Genomic DNA, 21,198 nt, shown 5'->3' on the forward strand with positions numbered 1-21,198 from the left:
TGACAGACATAGAAGCATCTTGGCCATCAGCCTCGCCATCGCCGCGGCGGAATACGGCCGGCGCGTGTACTACGCGACGCTGGCCGATCTGATCACCTCACTCGAAGAAGCGCAGCAAGCCGGGCACCTCACCCGACGACTGCGCACGCTCGTCTTTCCGAGCCTCATGGTGATCGACGAGATCGGGTATCTGCCGATCTCGCGCACCGGCGCGCAGCTCTTCTTCCAGCTCATGAGCCGCCGCTACGAACACGCGTCGACCGTGCTCACCAGCAACAAGGGCTTTGAGGAATGGGGCGACGTCTTTGGCGACGAAACGATGGCCGCCGCGCTCATCGACCGCCTCCTGCATCACTGCCACATCGTCAACATCCGCGGCAACAGCTACCGGATGCGGCAGCACCGCGATCTGGCACTCCGCCGAAGTGAACCGGACCCCGAGTCGGCGCGGCGTCCCCGCCGCCAGGAGCGCTAACCGCTACGCCGGGCCAGCCCCCCGCCGGGTGTGCAATTTCGATCAGCAGAAGTGTGCAATTTCAATCGGCATTGACACCCCCGCGCCGCCCGCCCAAAGCCTGATCTCCGTGCGCCCATGGTGGCGCACGTACGCGTTTGGTCTTCGATCAGGCCTGCCCCCGTGCGGCACCGGACCACGCCACCGTCCAGAGGTCCTCCATGCTGTTCCTTCACTCCGCACGTGCTCGCGGCCGTCGTGGGCTGCGACCGGTCGTCGTCGCCCTGCCGTTTCTCGGGCACGCACTGCTTGCCTCCGGCGTCCGTCGCTCGCGCAGCCGAGGCGGGAGTACCAGGCGCGACGCGGCCGCCCGACCCGGATCTCCGGTTCCGCGATGCCGCGTTTCACAATCGCGCGGCGCGGGATATGCGTCACACTCGCGCAGATGTCGGCGCACAAGGCCCGCGTTAAGCGCCTTGGAGCGATGCATCAACCGGTGATGCGCTCGATGGGCGGCAAGTAGATAGGGTTTCTGCTCGTCATACCGGCGTTGAACGCGTGGCGAGCCTACGCACGCTCGCATCCCGTCGTTGCCATGTCCAATCGCACATTTGTTGATTGGGCGGAGAAACACTTTCTCAGGAGTACACCGATGGCCAGCATCGAATTGGGGACCTACCTTCGCGGCAACAGTGCGAAGTATCACGACTGCATCGAGGCGTGCGTCGCGTGCCTGGTGGCGTGCGAGATGTGTTCGGACGCCTGCCTGGACGAGAAGGACATCGCCATGATGCGCTCGTGCATTCGCCTCGACCGCGATTGTGCGGACGCGTGCACCGCGGCTATCCGTGCGATGAGCCGCGGTGGCCCGCTCTCGGCCGAGCTGTGCCGAGCCTGTGCCGAGGCATGCGACGCATGCGCCGCCGAGTGCGAGAAGCACGCAGGCATGGCCGAGCACTGCCGACTCTGCGCCGAAGCATGCCACAAGTGCGCCGAGGCTTGCCGTCGGATGGCCGCGTAATCCGACCTGCGCGCGGTGGCATACCACGCGCGGAGTGGCCCGCCTTGTGTTCCATAGTGCTCGGCGGGCCACCGACGGGTCATGTCACCGACCCGTTCATGCATTGGATCGCTTATGCACAAGTCCGTTCGTGCACGGATCACTTCCTCAGCTCCCGCCGTGCGCATTTTAGAATCGCTAGTCCTGTTTCTGGGGGCCGGCCTCATGGAGATTGACGGGGGTTACCTCGTTTGGCTCTGGCTCCGCAATGACCGAAGTGTGTGGCTCGGGGCACTCGGCGGACTGCTGCTCGTCTTGTACGGCGTGTTGCCGACGATGCAACCAGCGGGCTTTGACTTTGGACGGGTCTATGCGGCGTACGGCGACGTGTTCGTCTGCTCTGGGTGCTGTGGGCGCATCGACGGCATCAAGCCCGATGTCGCCACTGTGGTTGGCGCCGTGATCTGCCTCATCGGCGTAGGCGTCGCGGACCACGCGATGCCGGCGAGTGGGACTTTCAGTCGGCGAAACATCGCGCGTGCGTCATCCGCTGCGCCGACTGCAACGGCGCTCCAACTCACATAAGAGAAACCTCGCGGACGGCGGACCAAAGGCGAACGGCCCGAGAAGCACCGGGGTGCCACTCGCGGCGTCCCGACGAGCGCGCAGCTCGCCCGAGAAGCACGGGAGTCCGTCGGAGCGGATCTCACCCGGCAGCACGTCGGTCTGGCGATGGATACCACCGACGATGTTGCGATAACCCACACACTGACGCGGCGGAGCGTTGGAAAGGCGCACCCGAAAGGTGACCATGAGTTCGGCAGAGTCGCTCGTGTCATCCGACCAACCCAGCACGCGCACGCCCAAAATGCATGGTGCGCGTGCAGGTCAACGCAAGGTCGCGCTGCACCGTCTCCGGGCGCTGACGTTCCAGATCGTTGCGCCGATCAGCGCGACGACGCCCGTCCAGATCACCTGCATCGCGGGAAAGTCATGGATGAAGACGACGCCGGCGACGAGCGCGATAGCTACCAACACGGCCACGATGAGCGGCCCCGTCAGCCCGTCGATGCGTCGCCCACCCCCAAAACCCCAGAGGGCGACGGCGAGCGACGCGAACATCAACGGCCACAGGATCGCGTCGTTCTTCAGGAAACCGAGGCCCACCGCGGAGAGACCGGCGATGATAAGCGGCGTGCCCGCGCAGCAGAGCGCGGCAAACACCGCACCCAACACGCCGCCGGTATCGGCAACTCGTACGGCCTTGCTCATCTTCGGTTCGGCCGTACAGGCTCGGGACGCCCATGTCCGGCCGACGTTCCCGCTCGTGGTTTCAGCAGAGGCCACAGCGAGAACAGAAACGCCACTACGAGCACGGTGATCGCAACGCCCATGTACTGCGCAAGCCATGCGGTACCCGCGCTACCGCCCAAGAGCACGAGTAGCAGTATCGCATGACACGGACACGTCAGCGCCACGCCAATCATGCCCAGCGTTCGGCGCGTGGACATGGCCATTATCGCGTGACCTTGGTCGCCGTGTACCCCAAGGTCTTTATCGCCGCGATCATTTGCGCCTCGGTCACTTTCGCCGGATCGAACGTCACGACCGCTGTGCCTTTCTCGTAGCTCACATCGGCTTTGGCCACGCCGGGCAGGCGGGTGAGAACTTTCCGCGTACTCAGGACGCATCCGGCACATGTCATGCCTTTGACCGTGAACGTAATCGTCTGCGATGCCGCGACTTGCTGTGCGGCCGATGCCGACGTGACGGGTGTTGGCGTCGTGGGGGGCTGCGCGTCGCTGGGCACATGCGCCGGCAGCGTGGCAGCGTGCGCGGCCGGCACGAGGCTGAAGGACGAGGTGCGACCCGGCGTACTCGAGCCGCACAGGTCGCAGAGCGCAATGGTGCCGGTGACGGCGAAAATACCGAGGGTGGCGAGTGGCTTGTGCATGGGGACTAGGAGTAGACAGAAGGTTTTGCGCAGTGTGCGCCGTGTCGCCAGCCGAGGGCGGGCCCCGCGGCGCCGAGGGTTGCGCCGCGACGGATCAGAGCAGGAGCACGGACCATCGCTCGAACGTGAGGAACACCAGCGCCACGACGGCGGCAAGCCACAGCAGGACCTTGTCGCGCGTGCGGTCGCGGGGGACGGTGCAGGTCCCATCCGGCGCACACACCGGGGCTCGGCGTCGGCCGTACACCACGTAAAAGCCGAGGGCCAACAACACGACGGCCATCACGGTGAAGAGCGGCTGCAGCGGCGCAAACGTGCTGGCGAGTCCCGCGCCGACGCCCAGCGTGACGAACAGCAGCGGGCCGACGCAGCAGAGCGAGGCCAAGAATGCCGCGCCCACGGCTCCCACGGCGGCCAGCAGCCCGCGTCTCGCCCGCGGCTGATCGGTGGTGAGTTCACGAGTCGTCATGCGCAGCAGCTCAACTTCGCGACGCCCATCGAGCCGCCCTGCGCGGCGTGTTTGAGGCTCTCGACCCACGTGAGATATGGGTGCAGCGTGCCTGAGAGATCGCGCACGGTCAGCCCAAAGCGCACCGCGAGCGTCGCCTCGCCCATGAACTCACCCGCATTGGGAGCGACCGCGTGCACGCCCAGAATGCGGCCGGAGCCCGTCTCGCTAACGAGTTTTACGAGACCGCGCCGGTCGTAGCTCACCAGCGCACGGGGAACGTGAGCCATGTCTAGTACGCTCACGTCGACATGATGACCCGCAGCGCGCGCGGCCGCCTCGGTCAGACCCACCGACGCGACCTGCGGCGCCGTGAAGGTCACGCTCGGGACAGCGGTTAGGTCGAGTTCGCGTGGTGCGTCACTCGCGGCGCCGACGCCGTGCAGAGCCTTCAACGCATTCTCCGCCGCCACACGCCCACCAGCGGCCGCCACATACACGTAGCCCGGGCCGCCGGTCACGTCACCGGCCGCGTACACGTCTGCGTGCGCGGTGCGCAGCATGGCATCGGTCTGGATATAGCCAGTCGGCGACAGCGTCACCCCGACGTCCTCCAACCCCAGATCACGCGTGTTCGGACGACGGCCCGTGGCGACGAGCACGCGCTCGGCCCGGAGCTGCCCCTCGAGCGTGCCTTGGGTGATGTGCACAACGACCTCGGTGCCGTCGCGCTCAACGCGGGTCGCGCTCGTACCCGTGTGGATCTCGATCCCCTCGGCTTCGAGCGCCTCGCGCAGCACGGCCGCGATCTCCAGATCTTCGCCCGGAAGCAATTGTGCACGCCGTTGGACGAGCACGACCCGAACGCCAAAGCGCGCGAACATCTGCCCGAGCTCGACGCCCACGGGACCGCCGCCGAGCACGATCATCGACGCCGGCAGCGCGTCCAGGGCCATCGCGCTCGTGCTGTCGAGCGCATCGACCGCGTCGAGGCCCGGAATCGACGGGAGCGCCGCCGAGGCGCCGGTGGCCACAATCACCTTGCGGGCCGTATGATCTCGCCCCGTCGCGGCATCGCCCACACGCACGCGCAGCACACCGTCCGCACCCGGCAGCAGCCGTGCGTGCCCGATCAAGCGCGCGACGCCGGGATAGCTCGCGAGCACGTCGGCGTACTTGGCCTCGCGCAGCTCCTCCACCAGCGCGTCCTTCTGTCGGACGACTTCACGCCAGTTGACGGACGGTTCGCAGGGCGCGATCCCGGGGAACCCCCGTCGGGCTGCATGGACGTGCGCCGCCGCCTCCATGAGCATCTTGGACGGTATGCAGCCGACGTTGACGCACGTGCCGCCCAGCGTCTCGCTTTCCACGATACCGACCGTTGCACCCATCCCGGCCGCCTGGATGGCCGCAGCGACGCCCGCGCCGCCCGTGCCGAGGATGAGCAGGTCGAAGTCCGAGGCCGGCGTGGATCGACTAGTTTCGGCGTCGCGGCCGGACGCGTCGACTTGCACGACGCGGGTTGGTGCCTCGCCGGCGAACGATGGCGTGTCCGAACACCGCGTTGCTAGCGCCACGGCCTCGGGTGATGCGGACGCAGCCGTCGAGGCGCAGCACGACGCGGCGGCGACGGCGGCGCTCGATCCTGCATCTTGGCCGTCATCGAGGTCGGGCATGATCGGCGCTGCACCATACCCGGCGCGCTCGACCGCCGTGACGAGCGCGCCCGTCAGCGCAGGGGCGGGCGTCGCGCCAGGCGCGAGTTCAACCTGCCCACGGCCAGCCCGATAGTCGGCATGGGCCGCCCGGACACCGTCAACGCGCTCAAGCGCCGTGGAGACGCGTCGGGAGCAATCGAGGCAGGTCATGCCCGTGATCGTGAGGTCCAACGTCATCGCGGTGTGGTCGGTGATGGTCACGTGCCGAGCCCGCGGTCGGAACTGGCGCGCGCTGTGCCGTGCGCGACGGGTGCGAAAGGTGCGAGGCTTTCCGCGCTGAGCGCCGCGATGATCGGACAATCGCGAGCGTCCACGACCGTATCGGGACCGCACGTGTGCTCGCACTCGACGACCAAGTCAGCGAGTGCGAGGCGGAGTGTGCCGAGCATCCGCATCTTCTCGTCGATGTCGTGGATCTTGGCCACCGCGACTTCATGCACCGCGAGCCCGGTTCCGCGGCGAGCGGCGGAGCCACGCAGCTGGAGCAATTCGTCGATCTCCGCGAGCGTAAACCCGAGCACCTGAGCGTGCTTGATGAAGTGCACGATGCCCGCCGCCTCGGGCGGGTACTCGCGGTACCTGCTGGCTCGGCGACCGGACGGCTGCAAGAGGCCGCGGCGCTCATAGTAACGGAGCGTGTCCGCACTGACGCCCGCGCGAGCGGCCAAGTCTCCGATGCGAAGAACGGCGGCGGATGGCGGCAGCGTTGCTTCGGGTGACTCGGTCCGGACGGCGTGAGAACGTGCAGGGGACTTTGGGGACGCGGGCATACAGCAACCATACACCTTGGAGTGCGCTCCAGAGTCAAGCGCGCAAGGACACGACCCTCGCGCGGTATGAGCCAACCATCGGCAAATACCCACGTCGAAGCTATTGCCGACAAATGCTATCAGGATTAAAGTCAACGCTATCTGATAGTCGTTCTCATCCGATAGCCTTCGCCATGACATTCCTTCCTCGCCTCGCTCTCCTCGTTCTCGCAGCCACGCCAACGCTGGTCGGTGCGCAAACCCCTACGCTGCCGCGCGACTCCATCGCTCAGCTGCCGGGCATGAGCATCATCGGGTCGCCGACCGACCGAAACACGATTCCCGGGGGCGCTCAGGTGCTCGGGCGCGCTACGATGGAGCGCGCGCGCGTGTCCTCGACCAACGAGGCCCTGCGCAAGCTCGCGGGCGTGCACGTGCGCGACGAGGAGGGGTTGGGATTGCGACCCAACATCGGCATCCGTGGGCTCAACCCCACCCGCTCCACCAAGACGCTGCTGCTTGAGGACGGCATCCCGATCACGCTGGCGCCCTATGGCGACAACGCGGCGTACTACCACCCGCCGGTCGGCCGCATGGAGCGCATCGAGGTGCTCAAGGGAGCCGGCTCGATCCTGCACGGCCCGCAGACGGTCGGCGGCGTCATCAACTACATCACGCCGGGTCTGCCGGTCGAGAGCGGCGCGACGCTCCGCTTCACAGGCGGCAACAATGGGTTGGTGAACGGCTACCTCCGCGGGGCGGCCGTCAACGGAGACGTTGGCGCGGTGGTCGACCTCGGCCGCTGGCGGGCGGAGGGCGCACGTGAGAACGTCAGCTCGGATGTGACTGATGCGTCCATCAAGCTCTTCGTGCCACTCGGGGCCGGCCATCAGGTCATCGCCAAGACCAACGTGTATCGAGAGGCGTCGCGGGTGACGTACTCCGGGCTGACCGAGGGCGAGTGGGCCGCCAATCCCCGCCAGAATCCGTTCCGCAACGACGTCTTCATCATTGATCGACTTGGTGGGACCATCGCCCACGAGTACAGCCGCAAGGCACGGCGCCTCACCACCACCCTCTACGGCCACGACATCTCACGGCCCTGGTGGCGGCAGTCGTCGAACTCTGCCCAGCGCCCGAACGACCGCAGTGATCCGGCGTGCGGCGGAATGCAGAACCTGGAGTCCGGCTGTGGCAATGAGGGCCGAATCCGCCGCTATCGGGTGCTCGGCGCCGAGTCGCGATACAGCCAGCCACTGCACCTGTCGACCCTGTTCGGCACATTGGACGCGGGCGCCCGGTTGCACCGCGAGGTTCAGGAGCGCCAGCAGATCAACGGGGCGTCATTCGACAGCCGCACCTCCGGCCCTGCCACCAACCCAGGCTCCGGACTCGTTGAGGACAACCGTCGGAGCACGGATGCCGTGGCGGGCTGGGCACAGGCACGACTCGGTACCGCGCGCTTCACCGTGACCTCAGGGCTTCGCGTCGAGCGCCTCAACATTGCGCGGCGCAACTTCCGACCCGTCGCCGGAAACCCGGATGGCGTGTCCGGCGCAACGTCGCTGACCGAGCTGATTCCGGGGGTGGGCACCACGTTCACCGCGTTACCGGCCCTGACCCTGTTCGCCGGCGTGCATCGCGGGTTCAGCCCGCCGCGCAACGAGGACATCATCAGCAACACGACCGGCAGCGTGGTGGAGCTCGATCCCGAGCGCAGCTGGAACTACGAAGCCGGCCTGCGCTGGGCGCCGCGTGGCACGTGGACAGTGGACCTGACCGCCTTCCGAATGGATTTCTCCAACCAGATCATCCCGGCCAGCGTCGCCGGTGGTACCGGCGCCACGCTGACGAGCGCTGGCCGCACGCTGCATCAGGGGCTGGAGTTGGACGTCCGCGCCGAGCTGGGCGCCGGGCGCGTTGTGAGGCCGTTCGTGCAACTCGCCTCGACGTGGGTGCCAGTGGCCCGCACCGAGGGTACTCGCTTCGCCTACATCGGGACCGGTGGCGCTGACGTGGCGAACAAAGTCTACGCCGAGCAGAATGGGACGGGTACGCGCACCCGGCTGGACGTGAGCGGGAAGCGCCTGCCGTACGCACCCGCGCTGACGACCACGGCGACGCTTGGCCTGCGGCACCGAGGTGGCGCCGACCTATCCGTCGAGGCGGTCCACCTCGGACAGCAGTTCGGCGATGCAGCCAACACCCGCGTCACGGTGGCCGACGGTCAGCAGGGCATCCTACCGGCGAACACCCTCTGGAATGTCGCCGGGAACTTGCCGCTCCGGCCGCTGGGCGTGACGGCGTTTGCGACGGTCAAGAACCTCTTTGGGGAACTCGTGATCGTAGATCGCACCCGAGGGCTTCTGCCCGGTATGCGACGCATGGTGCAGGCTGGGGTCGAGCGCTCGTTCTGAGCGGCCTGCGCCGCGTCACCACGGCTTGCGCCTCATCGGCGGTATGTCTACGCAGTCACGGCGCGCGAACACTGCGACTGATGCGGTGAGTCTCCTCGGCACGCCGGTGCGGGCTCAGGTCATCAGCTCATGTCTCGTCCGTGCCAGCTGCGACCTAACCAACGGTGCACCGTCCGGACGTAGGACTCGAACGGGGCACCAAATCGTGCCCGCAGCGCTCGCTCCTCTGCCGGGATCTGCACGCGATCCAGGTACACGGTAAGCAGTCCTGGTCCGAGCAGCGCGAGAGGCGAGCCCAAAGCCACCGCCGCGCCGGCCGCTACGCTCACGAAGCCCACGTACATCGGATTGCGAGTCCAACGGTAAACCCCCTCGTCGACGAGCGTCGTGGCGCGCTCGGGGTATCGCGGATCGACGGTCGTGCGCTGCCGGCGGAACGCCGCGACGCCCGCGCCGGCCACGGCCAGGCCGCCAGCGGCGAAGAGACCGCCGAGTAGTCGGAGCGCACCCGATGGACGAGCGACGGGATCTGCCACCGCAGACGGGACGCTCAACGCCAGCGCGCCGACAAGCATGAGGACGGGGGGATTCCGAATTCCAGTATGTTTGGAGTTCCGGCAGCGATTGCGCGCGGCTTTGGACTGCGCATCCTGATGCTATTTGGTGGGCACGACATCCACAGCCTAACGGTATGCGGCGTCAGTCTCGCCATCCATCGGCCGACCGCAGGGCTCCGACGTCGCTATGTCGTCGAGGATGGACGCGGCGTCGCTGATACCGGCGAATACGCGGCCTCAGCCGCCAACTAGCTGGCCCTCGCGTCGACGCGCGAGCAGCCCTTGACCCTCTACTCTAGTAGAGGGTGTACTGTGTACCCGTGAAGCGTTTGCCCGGTCACATGGACTTGGGCACCGATTCGTCCACCGGGCTCCATCCATGGCCGCCAAAAACCGGCTGATCCAGATCAAGGCGAGCGGCATGATGTGCTCGTTCTGCACCATGTCCGTCGAGAAGGCGCTCGCGCGCGTCCCTGGCGTCAACAGCGTGCAGGTCAACCTCGTCCACGGCATCATCCTCGTCGACGCGGATCGAGGCCGCGTGACCGAGCAGCAGGTGGCCCAGAAGGTTGAAGACTTGGGGTACACTGTGGTGGCGACTGAGGCGCAGCAGGTCGCAACCGACGACGCGCTCTTCGCCACCATCCGGCGGCGCGGGGGCCTCGCGATGGGACTCGCCATCGCGGACCTGCTCTTTGATCCGCTCAACCTGGCCGGCCTCCCTGCGCGCACGCGCGCGTTGGTGAGCGCCCTCGTTGCGATCATCGTCCTGCTCTGGATCGGCTACCCGATTCTGCGGAAGACGATCATGGCGCTGAGTGAGCGCGTCATCAATGCCAACGTGTTGCTCTCTACCGGCGCGTGGGGCGCGTTCGCCATTGGCGTGGGCCATTTGCTGCAACCAACCGCGTGGCCCAACTTCTTCCCGGTCGCCGTCTGGCTGATGGCGCTGCATCTCTTCTTCGGCGCCTTCAAGCTGGGTACGCGGAAGCGCGCCGCCGAATCGGTGCGTCGACTGCTGTCGCTCCAGGCCCAGTCGGCGCGCGTGCTGCGCGGCGGCCACGACGTCGAGGTCCCGGTCGCCGAGGTGACGCTGGGCGAGATCGTGGCCGTGCGACCGGGCGAACTGGTGCCCCTGGACGGCATCGTGCGTGAGGGCAGCTCGAGCTTCGACATGGCAAGCGTCACCGGTGAGAGCGTGCCGGTGTTCCGCGAGGCGGGCGGCGAAGTGGTTGGCGGCACGATGAATGTCGACGGCTTCGTGCGCGTGGAAGTGACGCGGCTCGTCTCGGAGGGCTTCGTCGCGCAGGTGGTTGGGCTGATGCGGCAGATCGAGGAGCGAAAGCCGCCGATCCAGCTGCTCATGGACCGGCTCATGAACTACTACGGGCCCGTGGTCTATGCCGTGGCGGCCGTGGCGTTCATGGGCTGGTTGGTGTATTCGGGGAGCGTGCAGCAGGCGACGCTGATCGCCCTCACCGTGGTCATCATGGGCTACCCCTGCGCGCTCGGCATCACGACGCCCATGGTCCTCGCCATCGGTGGTGGGCACGGCATCGCCCGAGGCCTGCTGGTGCGCGCCGGGGAGTTCTTCCAGGCATTGGCCGAGGTCGACACGGTGGTCTTCGACAAGACCGGCACGCTCACCTACGGACGTCCCACCGTGCGCGAGGCGATCCCCTTCACCGGGACCGAGCAGGACCTCCTCCGGCACGCGGCGGCCGCCGAAGCCGGGAGCGAACACCCGCTGGCCGGCGCCATCGTGCACTATGCGCAGTTCCAGGAGATCCGGCACCACGACGCCACGGACTTCCGCGCCGTGCCAGGCAAGGGCGTCGTCGCCAGCGTGGGTGGCCGCCGCGTCGTCGTGGGCCGGCCGTCGTTCCTTGCGAGCGAAGGCGCTGGTGCCACCGTGCCGACCGCGCTGGAGGAGCGCGTCCGGGCGCTCGAGGTGGGGCACTCGGTGGTCTACGTTGCCATCGACGGCCTGCTCTTCGGCGTCATCGCGCTGCAGGATACGCCGCGGCCGGCCACCGCGCGCCTTATGGCGCGTCTCAAGGCCATGGGGCTGCGCACGGCGATGCTCACCGGCGACAGCCGGAGTGTGGCCGACGCTGTGGCCCGCGACATCGGGCTCGATGATGTGCATGCGGAACTGCTCCCACACGAGAAGGTCGACATCATCGCACGGTTGCAGGCCGAAGGCCGCACGGTGGCGTTTGTTGGCGACGGCATCAACGACGCCCCGGCGCTCGTGCAGAGCGATGTCGGCATCGCGCTCGGCGCCGGCACCGACGTGGCCATGCAGTCGGCCGGTGTGGTGCTCGTGAGCGACAAGCTGGACAAGGTGGCGAGCGCAATCATCCTCGGCCGCGCCTCGCACCGGAAGATGCGGCACAACATTGCCATCGCGGTCACCGCCAACGTGATCGGCATGACGCTCGCCATCGTCGGCGCAATCACCGCGCCGTTAGCCATCGGGATCATGGCGGTTTCGGTGCTGGGCGTGCTCGCGTCGACGGCCATGCTGGTGCGACTGCAGCTCGATGAGGCGCGCGCAGGCGACGAGACGGCATCGGGCACCGCGGCCATGGCGTCCGATGTGGCCGAGACCGTGATCCCCGCACGCCGCATGCACTGCGACGCCTGCGCACGGCGCATCGACACGACGTTGGCCAAGATCGACGGCGTGCGCTCCGTCAAGGCGAACGCGATCCGCAAGGAGGTCGTCGTCGCCTACGAGTCGGCCCGCGTCACCGAGGAACAGCTCCGCGGCGAGCTCGAAACAATGGGTATGCGATGAACACCTCGGCGATGAACGCATTTGCCGTGAGCGCGTCGTGAACCCAGCGGATTTGATCGAACGGCTGTCAGCGTCGGTCGCGCAGTATCCCGTGGTGGCCCTGCTCGTCGCGGCGTTGGGTGGCATCGTGTCCACCAGCACCTGCCCATGCACCCTCCCGGCCGGCGTGGGCATCGTGGGGTACGTGGGCACCCACGGCGAGGCCGGCGCGGCGAACGGAGGGCGCACACGGGCGTCCCGGGGCGGTCCGGGAGCCGGGCTCTCGCTCGCGTTCTTTGCGGGACTCGTCCTCACCCTGACCGCGCTCGGTGCGGCCGCGTCGGTGGTGGGCCGACTCCTCACCGAGTGGGGATCGGCCTTCGCCGTCGGCGCAGCGATCATCGCCGCCGCAGCGGGCGTGGCGACCCTGCTGGCCCCGGCCATCCGGCGTCGCCTGCCGAACCCGGGGATCCGCCAGCGACGCGGCGTCGCGGGCGCGTTCGTCTACGGGGTGATGTACAGCGTGGCGACACTCACGACGTCAGCCGGTCCCCTCCTGCTGTTGCTCACGGTCGCCACGGCCGTCGGTCGCCCCGTCTACGGGGCGGCGATCTCCCTCGCCTACGGCGTCGGCCGCGGCGCCCCGTTCCTCGCCCTCGGCCTCTTCGCCGGGCAGCTGGGACGCTGGCTCGAGCGCGTCGAGCGGGCCCGGCGCCCGGCGGAGGTCGTGAGCGGGGTCGCCCTTCTCGGGGTCGCGGTCTATTTCGCCCGCCTCTCGACGGTGGTCTAGCCGCGTGCGCCCCATGCCCCGGCTACGCCCGTCTGACCGCCGCGCGGTAGCCGAGTCCCTTAATGACCGTGATGAGCGCGGCGGGCGTGGTGCGGGCCGGATCGTACAGGATGATCGCCTCGCGCCGCGCGACGCTGACGTCCGCGCGGACCACGCCAGGGGTCCGCGCCAGCATCGCCGTCACGGTTCGCTCGCAGCTGGTGCAGAACATCCCCGAGACGTCCAGCACCACGCGCTGGGCACCCGGGACGTTCGCGGCCGCCGCCAACGAGTCCAGCGGCAACTCCGCGCCGGCGACGGACGCTCCCTCGCGAGGGCCGCCCGGCCAGCGGCTCACCGCGAACGGCATGGTGACGGCGGCCGCCAAGACGAGGGCGGCGGCCATCAGCGGCCACCGGCGCGTAGCCGTGGGCGGCAGCGCAACCGGACGCTCTGGGGCGTCCGTAGATGGGGGAGGTGTTGAAGCCATGGTTGTGCTTGGGCAAGAGGTCCGGCCATCACCCGCAAACATACGCCCTCTACCCGAGTAGAGAGTCAATGGCTTATCGTGAAGCGGCGGCGCGGAGGCGGCGCCCACATGGCATTCTCGCAGGGAGCGCACAATGACGGCAGGAACCCGACGGCCCGGTAGCCAGCCCGAGGCAGGGCGCTCGAGCCCCAAAACGCCGGAACCGACGACGCTCCGCGCACGTGGTCTCTTGGCCGGCGCGGTGGCGAAGTCGCTGGAGATCGGCATACAGACGCTCCACTTCTATGAGCGCGAGGGCCTGATCCCGGAACCGCCGCGTTCGGAGTCCGGCTATCGGCTGTACACGCCGGAGATCGTGGACCGGGTTCGCTTCATTCGGAAAGCTCAGGCGTTGGGGCTGCCGTTGCATGAGATCAAGCAGGTGCTCGAGCTTGCGGCGCGCGGGAGCAGCCCGTGTGGCCGGGTCCAAGCGTCCTTGGCGGAGAAGCTCGCCGATGTCGACCGTCGCCTGCGGGAGCTCCAGTCGTTCCGCGACGAGCTCGCACGTTTGTCCGAGCAGGCGACGAACCCCACAGTCAGCGACGGCGGGGCGCGCATTTGTAGCATCGTCGAGACGGCGATGCCGGCATCAGCGCCCGAGCCGCCGCGAGAACGCGTCCTGGTTGCATTGCGCTCGCGTCGCCGAGGGGTCCCACGGCGGCCCTGACCAAATCAGTACCCGGGGGCTGCGCAACATCGTGGCACGCCGCCCTGCATGCACGGACACGGCACCAACCCGTAGGCGCAGAACACAGCAATCGCCCGCGGTGGGCCGCAGCAGCGACTGGCAGCCCGCGCACTCTTGAAAGAGGTGACACGCGTTGGTGGGCATCGCGAGCATCTCCTCGTGCAAGCAGGCGGGACACCGCGGGGACGGACCGGGGCGTCGTGGCCACGACGTCTTCCGTGCAGCCCGAGAGCAGGCGCTGGACGCCCGTCCTCACGCCGCGGTGCGGCTGACCGGACCTTCATCCGGCGCATCCGGTCGTGGCGTTGCGTACCGGCGATCCTCCTGTGGGTCGGAGTCGCCCGGTTCCACCAGTGCGCAGTTGAGATGCGAGTGAACGGCCGCTGCGTGCCTAGCGTTGTCCCATGCAGGAGCCTCATTGCGCAGGGTGAGCCACGAAGCGTGACGTAGGAAGGGCACGTCGTGGAAGAAAACGGCGTGGCGCTAGGAAACCGCGAAGATCGCCGTGTAGGCCCACGGGGGCCCGTTTCGAGTGCTGAACACAAACCCCGCCCGTTCGACCTGGCGACGCAGTGCCGAGAACCGGCAGAAGTCAGGGTCTGGGAGATGTTCACTGATCGCCAGCGTCCCGGCAGGTCCGAGCACACGAGCGATCTCGCGGAGGCAGCCCGATTGATCGCGCACTTCGCCGAACACCGTCACCATGTAGACCACGTCGACCGAGGCACTCTCGAACGGGAGGTGGGCGGCGTCGCCAGCGACGCACACGACCTGGCCCGTGGTGCTCGCACCGCGCCTCACCTGATTCCGCCGCAACATCTCTACCTGCACGTCGCAGAGAATGAGCCGACCAGCCGGCAGCTGCGTCGCCACGTGGCGACTGTAGTAGCCTGACCCGGGCCCAAGCTCCAATGCAACGGTGTCGGGTCGAAGCGGAAGCTGCCGCACCAGTCGGCTCGGGGACAAGACGACTCGCCGCCATGGGAGTTCCAGCACCCACCAGAGCTGGTGCGGAAACACGCCGCGACCAAGCCCTCGGCGCCACAGGTCTTGCCAATGGCGTAGCCTCTTCGATGCACGCCGCGCCGCCCATCCGCGCGGGTCGCCCTCCCCCGAGGTCACGGTCAACCCTCCTCTATGCGCCCTGCGGCCACCGAACCCGCCGAGCGCCGAGCCCCCACGGAGAGACCAGCATGTAGTAGGAGTGCGTCCCGCACGTGGCCGACTGCGCAGGTGCGCGCCGCAGCCAGCGCCCAACACGTCGAGCCGCGCGGCTCCGACGTCCCACGGTGCGAAGGCCACGACAGGCCGCCGCCCTGGCAAGTCACATCCCCTCGTAGCGCAGTGGCCGCGACGTGGCGGCTCGACGTCGTCTGATCCGTCAGGCCAGGACTGATCGAACCGCGACGCGGCTGCCGACGACGCCAGATTCTGGTGTCGCCTGAGCCGCCAGAGGCCGGCGACACCAGCACCGTCTCACATCGCCATGCCCGCCATGCGCTCGCACGACTCTGCACACGCGCGGCACGCCTCGGCGCACCGCTGCATCATGGTGTCGCTGCTGCCGAGGCGCTCGCAGCTCTGCTCGCAGGCGCGGCAGGCTTCCGCACAGACGGCGCACACCTGTTGGTGCAGATGTGACCCGCGCAGCATGAAGTCCGCCGACGTCTGACAGAGCTTGGCGCAGTCCAGCAGGGTCGTCTGATGCTCGGGGCTCGCATGTTCGCGGCCGAGCGCGAGGCAGTGCGCGGCGGTGGTGGTGCAGACGGCGTAGCAGTCGAGACACGCCTGGATGCACTGCTGCATCTCGCTGCTTGGCATCGTGTGTTCGTGATTGTGCGCCATGTTGGTCCTCAGGTCGTTGGAGGACGGCTGACGTGCGCCGCCCGATGGAATCTGCCGAGCGCGAAGGTGGCTCGCAGACGATTCATCGCTGCAGACACCGTGCCGTGCTTTTATTCTGCGTAAAACCCATCGGCGCGACCAGGGCGCACGCCGAGCCGAACCACGTCCACCGCGTTCGACACTGGAATCGGCGCCGCGCCAAGCTCGGCTAAAGCCTCGCCCTCCGAAGCAGCTGGGCATTCACGGCGACGATGATCGTGCTCAGAGACATCAACACTGCGCCCATCGCCGGGGTGAGAAGGATGCCCCATGGGGCGAGTGCCCCCGCAGCGAGCGGGATGGCGACGACGTTGTACAAGCTGGCCCATGCGAGGTTCTGCAGCATCTTGCGGTAGGTCGCTCGCGACAGATTGACGATCCGCGGCACATCGCGCGGATCGCTCCGCACCAGCACAACGTCGCCCGCTTCGACTGCCACGTCGGTCCCAGCGCCGATGGCGATGCCCACATCGGCGGTGACCAACGCCGGGGCATCGTTGACTCCATCGCCCACCATCGCCACGCGCTTGCCCTCGCGCTGCAGACGCTCGATGTGTGAGGCCTTCTGCTCTGGCAGCACCTGGGCGAGCACCGTGTCGATGCGCAGCTCGCCGGCGACGGCCTCCGCGACCGCCTGGGCATCGCCGGTCATCATGACGACCTCGATGCCGGCCGCGTGCAGCATCTGCACTGCCTCAGCCGACTCGGACCGGACCGCATCGGCGACCGCGAACGCCGCGAGGGCCTGGCTCCCCTCGACGAGGTAGATCACGCCCTGCCCCGCGGCGGCCACCTCGTCCGCGAACCAGCGAAGCGGGGCGCTCGGCGTCACCCCCAGACTCGCGAGCAGGTTTGGGCCGCCCCCGGCGAGTTGCCGCCCTTCCACGGTCGCCCGCACGCCACGGCCGGGTATGGCCTCGAACCCCGTGGCTGCCGGAACCGCGAGGCCTCGCTCCTCGGCACTCTTGACGATGGCGCGGGCCACCGGGTGCTCCGCGTCACGCTCCACGGCGGCCGCGAGTCGCAGTGCATCGTTCTCGGCGAGCCCGCCGTCGGTCTGCATCGACACCACCCGATGCTCGCCCCGCGTCAACGTGCCCGTCTTGTCGAAGACCACCGTGGTGAGGTTGCGCGCTTCCTCCAAGCCCCGCCGGTCGCGCACCAGTAGGCCGCTCTGGGCGCCGAGCGTCGTCGAGATCGCGAGCACCAGGGGCACGGCGAGCCCCAACGCGTGCGGGCAGGCGATCACGAGCACGGTTACGAGGCGTTCGACCGCGGTTGCGGCGGTCGCGCCCGCGATGAGCCACGCCGCGAACGTGATCGCGCCGGCACCGAGCGCAATCCAGGTCAGCCAGAACGCGGCGCGATCCGCGAGCACTTGGGCGCGTGACTTCGACGCTTGGGCCTGCGCGACCAGGCGCATGATGCCGGCGAGGGTGGTGCGCTCCCCCGTCCCCGTCACCTCGATCCGGAGCGACCCGGCCCCATTGATCGCGCCGGCGATGACCTTGGCGCCTTCCACCTTCTCTACCGGTGCCGATTCGCCGGTGAGGAGTGCCTCATTCACGGCACTCCGCCCGGCGCGCACCACACCATCGGCCGGGACATGCGCACCCGGACGCACCAGTACCGAGTCGCCGTCGCGAAGCGCCGACACCGGCACGTCTTCGAGGCGTTCGTCAGCGCCCGTCCCGTGCACTCGCACCGCGGTCAAGGGCAGTAGCTTCGCGAGCTCGCCAAGCGCCCCCTGTGCCTGCGAGATCGAGCGCATCTCGAGCCAGTGGCCGAGGAGCATGATCGTCACGAGGGTCGCCAGCTCCTCCCAAAGCGGCATTCCGGGGAAGCCGAGCACCACCGCGGCGCTGAACAGAAAGGCCACGCTGATCGCGAGCGCGATCAACGTCATCATCCCTGGGAGGCGAGTCGTGATCTCACGCCATGCGCCGAGCAGGAACGGCCAGCCGCCGTACAGGAACACCGCAGTGCCAAACGCGGCCGGGATGAACGGGGCGCCCGGAAACATGGGCGCGGCGTATCCGAGCGCGTTCTGCAGCATGTGCCCCCAGATCAGCGTGGGGAGCGTGAGGAGAAGCGAGAGCCAAAACTTGCTTCGGAACATCTCCACCGAGTGACCGGCGTGCTTGTCGTGGGCGGCATGATCCGCGACGACCATGCCGCCCGCGCCGTGTGACGCGTGCATCGAGACGTCCGGCGTGTCCGAGGCGCTCACGGACGCTACGCCCAACCCGTCGCGCGCGGGCTCGACGTGCCGTGCGTGCGCGCCAGTATGCTCGTCAGGCGGAGTTGGATGCTGATGCGAATGGGACACGTGCGGGTCGGTCATTGCGTGCCGCTGCCTGGGCCAGAGGGTCTGTTCGCATCGAAACGACGCGGTGAAGATAGTGGTACTTTACGGCGCGTAAAGCCATCCCCCCGGGCTGTGGCGCGGCGCGGCGAACATGTACGTCCAGCGCAATCGGGCGGCCAGCGCTTCAGACGGGCGGAGCCACGACCGGGGCGCGCAGCCCGCCGCGCGATGGCCGACCTCGCTCAGGCCATCGCGCGTTTGCGTCGTCTGCTGCCGTGTGCCCTTCGCCCACCCGGTGGCGCATTGCGACGTTCGCTCGCCACGGCACGCCCCGGATGGGCGGAACGCGCCTATGTCGTCGGCGGCGTCTTCGCCGGTGGCTTCGCGGGTGGCTTCGCCGGTGGCATCGCATGCCCTGCGTGTGGATCGGCGGCCTTCGGTGCCGGCTTGGGGAGCGCCTTTGCGGGTGTACGCGCAGGTGTTGCCGACCCTCGGGGCTTGGCCGATGGCGTAGCGGGGTTCGAACGGCGCGCCGGCGCCCTCCTGGGCAGCGAATCCACCGCCCCCATGGCCTCCAGGTGCTGTTGGTGCGTGCGCAGCGCGGGATCGGCGAGCACCCGCGCACGAATTGCGGGGTCCCGCAACATCGCATCATGCATCTCACGCAACATGGCCTGCGCAGCCGCGCTGGAGGGCGCTGCACCCGCAGCGGCGGCGCCATGCTGCATGGCGCTGTGCGCGCCGCTTGCCGAGTCTCGGCGCGCCGCGGTATCGGTGCGCGCACGCGACGTATCGGCCGCAGCGTGGCTCATGCCCGCGTGATTCATTCCAGACGCGGGCACTGCGCCGGTCGCCGCGACAGGCGTCGGCTTCGCGCCGGTATGGGCCGCGTGCTCCCCCCCGGTGGCGTGACCGGACTTGAAGCCGACCATCGCCCCCGTACGATCATCGTGAGACATCACCGCGCCGTACGTCACCGTGGGGGTCGGGAGTGTCGGCAGGAACCCGACCGACGGCCCACCCATGTTCTCGATGCCCATGTGTCCGGCCATGGTCAGCCACGCCTGGGGCGTCATGACGTACGAGCTGTCGTCGCGGAAGCGCCCGGCGGCGAGCATGATTTCGGCACGCTTGCGGTCACGCGGTACACTGTCATTGGCGAGGATGTCGCTGATGACGTCGTGCATGCTGTGCAGGTTGTCGAAGATGATCGCTGCCTCCTGATACCGCGCCGCGAAGGTCGGCGCGACGGCGGGCGTCATCGGCATCTGGTACGGAAAGGTCCGCGGTGGGTCCTGCAGCATCTGCCAGAACCGCGCTGTCGTGGCCCGCACGCCCGCCTGACGCTCTTCGACCGTCTTGCCCACCATCAGCGGTTCGTAGAGGCCCACCTGCAGCCAGTGATAGCCCCAGATCAGCCCATTGAACTTCGGGTATTGCTTGCGGAACGCGAGCGAGTACGGCTGTTCCTGCATCAGCTTCATGCTCTTCGGCTTCGAGCTGAAGGCAACATCCTTGCGGGTCTTGTAGTAGTCGATCAACCGCTGCACCTCGCGATCCTTCGCCGTCTGATCGAGGCGCTCGTCCGCGAGCACGTCGTACAGCTGGCGATGAAGGATGTGGGCCCACTCGAACATCTGCTTCGCTTCCGGCGCGAGCTGCACGTACTTGATCTCGATGGCCGCCTCTTCCAACGGGACGCGCGGCGGGCGCACGAGCACGCGCTTCGTCAGGAAGTCGTATTCCTTCACCTCGAGCACGGCCGGCGATGCGTTCGGCATCGTCCAGAGCTTCTCGTACAGGATCGCGTGGCCGTAGTCGAACGCGTTGAAGAGGCGGTCTGCGGCCTGGTAGTTGTTCCGGAAGACCCAGTTGTGCGGCGCCTGCAGGTAGAACTGCTCGTACGTGGTCACCCACTGCGCCGCGAGCGGCGTCGGGAGTGCGAGCGACACGCCGGCCACGGCCGCGGCCACCGCGTGGTGCGCGGCCAGTCGCGCCATGCGGCCCCCGATGGTGCGGATCTTCGACATCAGCGCTTCCTCCACGGCAAGCCGACTACATATGCGCCAGCAATCGTGGCAAACCATCCCTTGTCATCGCCCGAGAGCCGCGATCCGCCGCCGAGGTCGAGCGCGACCCGCGGCGAGAGCTGCATGCGTGTGCCGACGGCAGCATTCCACTCGAGGGGCTCCTCCTCGTGCAGTGGCTGGCGCGCGAATACTTCCGCGGACACCAAGACCGACCGCAGCGGGAAGGGACGGTCGACGGCGACGCCGCCGAGCCACCGCGAGAGCTCCGAGGCGCCGGCGCCGACCGCTCCCGTGCCGCCCGTGGCGGCCGACGGGGCATCGCCCGCCGTGTACTGGCCATTCACGTGGAACCGAGCCCACCGGAACGTCTTCGTGGCGATGCCCTTCACGCTCATGTAGGTCTCGTCCGCAGCGAGGCCGCCGACCGGGGCGAGTACGCTGGCCCCAACCGCGAGCGCGGGAATGCGCGTCTCGGTGTTGAGGTTGTAGAGCACCGAGGCGTCGAGCCCGGTGATCCCGACGGTCTTGCCGCCGATGCCGGCGTCGAGAATCGCGATGGGCAGGCCGACCTCCACCTGGGTGCGGCGGAAGAGACCGTACGCCAGCTCGGGCTCGATGCCCCAGCTGTACACACCCCGACGGCTCCGCTCAAGCCGGAGCGGCGCGGCTTGAATCTCGAGCGCGCGGCGCTCGACGGCGTAGGCGTCCTCGATCTGCAGGGGACGGCCGGCGTCGGTGTTGTAGTAATCCGTCTGGGCGGCCGCCACGGCGGGCAGGCTCACGGCGGACACGGTCATGGCAGCGGCCAGCGCAATGCGCCGGGGCCAAGGATGTATGGCAATCATGAGTCGAGAAGTGGTCATGGAAGATGGCGCGGACATCTGCCGCGGCGATCCCCGTTTTACGTGGCG

20 protein-coding genes and 1 pseudogene are annotated in these 21,198 nt (G+C 68.2%); 7 read left to right on the forward strand and 14 right to left on the reverse strand.

Translation table 11 applies throughout. From position 1 onward, the window contains the following. Positions 1-19: 19 nt before the first annotated feature. From B2747_RS00005 to B2747_RS00015, 3 genes are all read left to right on the forward strand, one after another. Positions 20-475 carry an ATP-binding protein gene (locus B2747_RS00005; protein WP_291155094.1) on the forward strand — a complete coding sequence of 152 codons (456 nt, stop codon included), beginning with the start codon at positions 20-22 and terminating at the stop codon, positions 473-475. Between the two features lie 631 nt (positions 476-1,106). Beyond that, positions 1,107-1,475: a four-helix bundle copper-binding protein gene (locus B2747_RS00010; protein WP_291155096.1), complete on the forward strand. Its 369-nt coding sequence runs from the start codon at positions 1,107-1,109 to the stop codon at positions 1,473-1,475. Positions 1,476-1,634: 159 nt separating this feature from the next. Next, a complete protein-coding gene (locus B2747_RS00015; protein WP_291155098.1) occupies positions 1,635-2,039 on the forward strand; it encodes a YnfA family protein in 405 nt (134 codons plus the stop codon). A 303-nt stretch (positions 2,040-2,342) separates the two neighbouring features. Here B2747_RS00015 and B2747_RS00020 read toward each other — a convergent pair whose 3' ends face one another. From B2747_RS00020 to B2747_RS00040, 6 genes are all read right to left on the reverse strand, one after another. Beyond that, positions 2,343-2,726 (reverse strand): MerC domain-containing protein, encoded by a 384-nt coding sequence (locus B2747_RS00020; protein WP_291155101.1) that lies wholly within the window; start codon positions 2,724-2,726, stop codon positions 2,343-2,345. Continuing rightward, positions 2,723-2,971 (reverse strand): hypothetical protein, encoded by a 249-nt coding sequence (locus tag B2747_RS20170; RefSeq protein WP_414652148.1) that lies wholly within the window; start codon positions 2,969-2,971, stop codon positions 2,723-2,725. Before B2747_RS20170 ends, B2747_RS00020 begins: the two co-directional genes overlap by 4 nt. Continuing rightward, on the reverse strand, positions 2,971-3,408 hold the full coding sequence (locus B2747_RS00025; RefSeq protein ID WP_291155103.1) for a heavy-metal-associated domain-containing protein: 438 nt from the start codon (positions 3,406-3,408) through the stop codon (positions 2,971-2,973). Before B2747_RS00025 ends, B2747_RS20170 begins: the two co-directional genes overlap by 1 nt. A gap of 94 nt (positions 3,409-3,502) precedes the next feature. Then, positions 3,503-3,877 carry a mercuric transporter MerT family protein gene (locus B2747_RS00030; protein ID WP_291155106.1) on the reverse strand — a complete coding sequence of 125 codons (375 nt, stop codon included), beginning with the start codon at positions 3,875-3,877 and terminating at the stop codon, positions 3,503-3,505. Continuing rightward, on the reverse strand, positions 3,874-5,775 hold the full coding sequence (gene merA, locus B2747_RS00035) for a mercury(II) reductase (RefSeq protein ID WP_291155109.1): 1,902 nt from the start codon (positions 5,773-5,775) through the stop codon (positions 3,874-3,876). Before merA ends, B2747_RS00030 begins: the two co-directional genes overlap by 4 nt. Further along, positions 5,772-6,242 carry a MerR family transcriptional regulator gene (locus tag B2747_RS00040; RefSeq protein ID WP_291155111.1) on the reverse strand — a complete coding sequence of 157 codons (471 nt, stop codon included), beginning with the start codon at positions 6,240-6,242 and terminating at the stop codon, positions 5,772-5,774. Before B2747_RS00040 ends, merA begins: the two co-directional genes overlap by 4 nt. 383 nt (positions 6,243-6,625) lie before the next feature. Between B2747_RS00040 and B2747_RS00045 the strand changes: the two genes are divergently transcribed. Next, on the forward strand, positions 6,626-8,740 hold the full coding sequence (locus B2747_RS00045; RefSeq protein WP_291155114.1) for a TonB-dependent receptor family protein: 2,115 nt from the start codon (positions 6,626-6,628) through the stop codon (positions 8,738-8,740). Between the two features lie 122 nt (positions 8,741-8,862). Here B2747_RS00045 and B2747_RS00050 read toward each other — a convergent pair whose 3' ends face one another. Next, the gene (locus B2747_RS00050) at positions 8,863-9,315 is read right to left on the reverse strand and encodes a methyltransferase family protein (protein ID WP_291155117.1); all 453 of its coding nucleotides are present in this window, start codon (positions 9,313-9,315) and stop codon (positions 8,863-8,865) included. A 361-nt stretch (positions 9,316-9,676) separates the two neighbouring features. Here B2747_RS00050 and B2747_RS00055 point away from each other — a divergent pair, with 361 nt between their 5' ends. Together B2747_RS00055 and B2747_RS00060 are read left to right on the forward strand one after the other, a co-directional pair. Continuing rightward, on the forward strand, positions 9,677-12,100 hold the full coding sequence (locus tag B2747_RS00055) for a heavy metal translocating P-type ATPase (protein ID WP_291155120.1): 2,424 nt from the start codon (positions 9,677-9,679) through the stop codon (positions 12,098-12,100). A gap of 37 nt (positions 12,101-12,137) precedes the next feature. Beyond that, positions 12,138-12,869, forward strand: coding sequence for a cytochrome c biogenesis CcdA family protein (locus tag B2747_RS00060; protein WP_291155123.1), 732 nt, complete (start codon positions 12,138-12,140; stop codon positions 12,867-12,869). Between the two features lie 22 nt (positions 12,870-12,891). Here B2747_RS00060 and B2747_RS00065 read toward each other — a convergent pair whose 3' ends face one another. Beyond that, the gene (locus B2747_RS00065) at positions 12,892-13,254 is read right to left on the reverse strand and encodes a heavy-metal-associated domain-containing protein (protein ID WP_291155126.1); all 363 of its coding nucleotides are present in this window, start codon (positions 13,252-13,254) and stop codon (positions 12,892-12,894) included. Between the two features lie 313 nt (positions 13,255-13,567). Between B2747_RS00065 and B2747_RS00070 the strand changes: the two genes are divergently transcribed. Next, positions 13,568-14,044, forward strand: a complete 477-nt coding sequence (locus B2747_RS00070) for a heavy metal-responsive transcriptional regulator (protein WP_291155128.1) — start codon at positions 13,568-13,570, stop codon at positions 14,042-14,044. Positions 14,045-14,049: 5 nt separating this feature from the next. Here B2747_RS00070 and B2747_RS20115 read toward each other — a convergent pair. From B2747_RS20115 to B2747_RS00095, 6 genes and pseudogenes are all read right to left on the reverse strand, one after another. After that, a pseudogene (locus tag B2747_RS20115) lies at positions 14,050-14,218 on the reverse strand (GDCCVxC domain-containing (seleno)protein). A 330-nt stretch (positions 14,219-14,548) separates the two neighbouring features. Beyond that, positions 14,549-15,367: a class I SAM-dependent methyltransferase gene (locus B2747_RS20120; protein ID WP_343125833.1), complete on the reverse strand. Its 819-nt coding sequence runs from the start codon at positions 15,365-15,367 to the stop codon at positions 14,549-14,551. A gap of 174 nt (positions 15,368-15,541) precedes the next feature. Next, positions 15,542-15,910 (reverse strand): four-helix bundle copper-binding protein, encoded by a 369-nt coding sequence (locus tag B2747_RS00080; protein ID WP_291155134.1) that lies wholly within the window; start codon positions 15,908-15,910, stop codon positions 15,542-15,544. 208 nt (positions 15,911-16,118) lie between these two features. After that, the gene (locus B2747_RS00085) at positions 16,119-18,293 is read right to left on the reverse strand and encodes a heavy metal translocating P-type ATPase (RefSeq protein WP_414652149.1); all 2,175 of its coding nucleotides are present in this window, start codon (positions 18,291-18,293) and stop codon (positions 16,119-16,121) included. Positions 18,294-18,607: 314 nt separating this feature from the next. Then, positions 18,608-20,287, reverse strand: a complete 1,680-nt coding sequence (locus B2747_RS00090) for a hypothetical protein (RefSeq protein WP_291155140.1) — start codon at positions 20,285-20,287, stop codon at positions 18,608-18,610. Further along, positions 20,287-21,150 (reverse strand): hypothetical protein, encoded by an 864-nt coding sequence (locus B2747_RS00095; RefSeq protein WP_291155143.1) that lies wholly within the window; start codon positions 21,148-21,150, stop codon positions 20,287-20,289. The genes B2747_RS00090 and B2747_RS00095 overlap by 1 nt, the downstream gene beginning before the upstream one ends. Positions 21,151-21,198 lie beyond the last annotated feature (48 nt).

Origin of the sequence: Gemmatimonas sp. UBA7669, assembly GCF_002483225.1 — a bacterium.
Lineage (GTDB): Bacteria > Gemmatimonadota > Gemmatimonadetes > Gemmatimonadales > Gemmatimonadaceae > Gemmatimonas.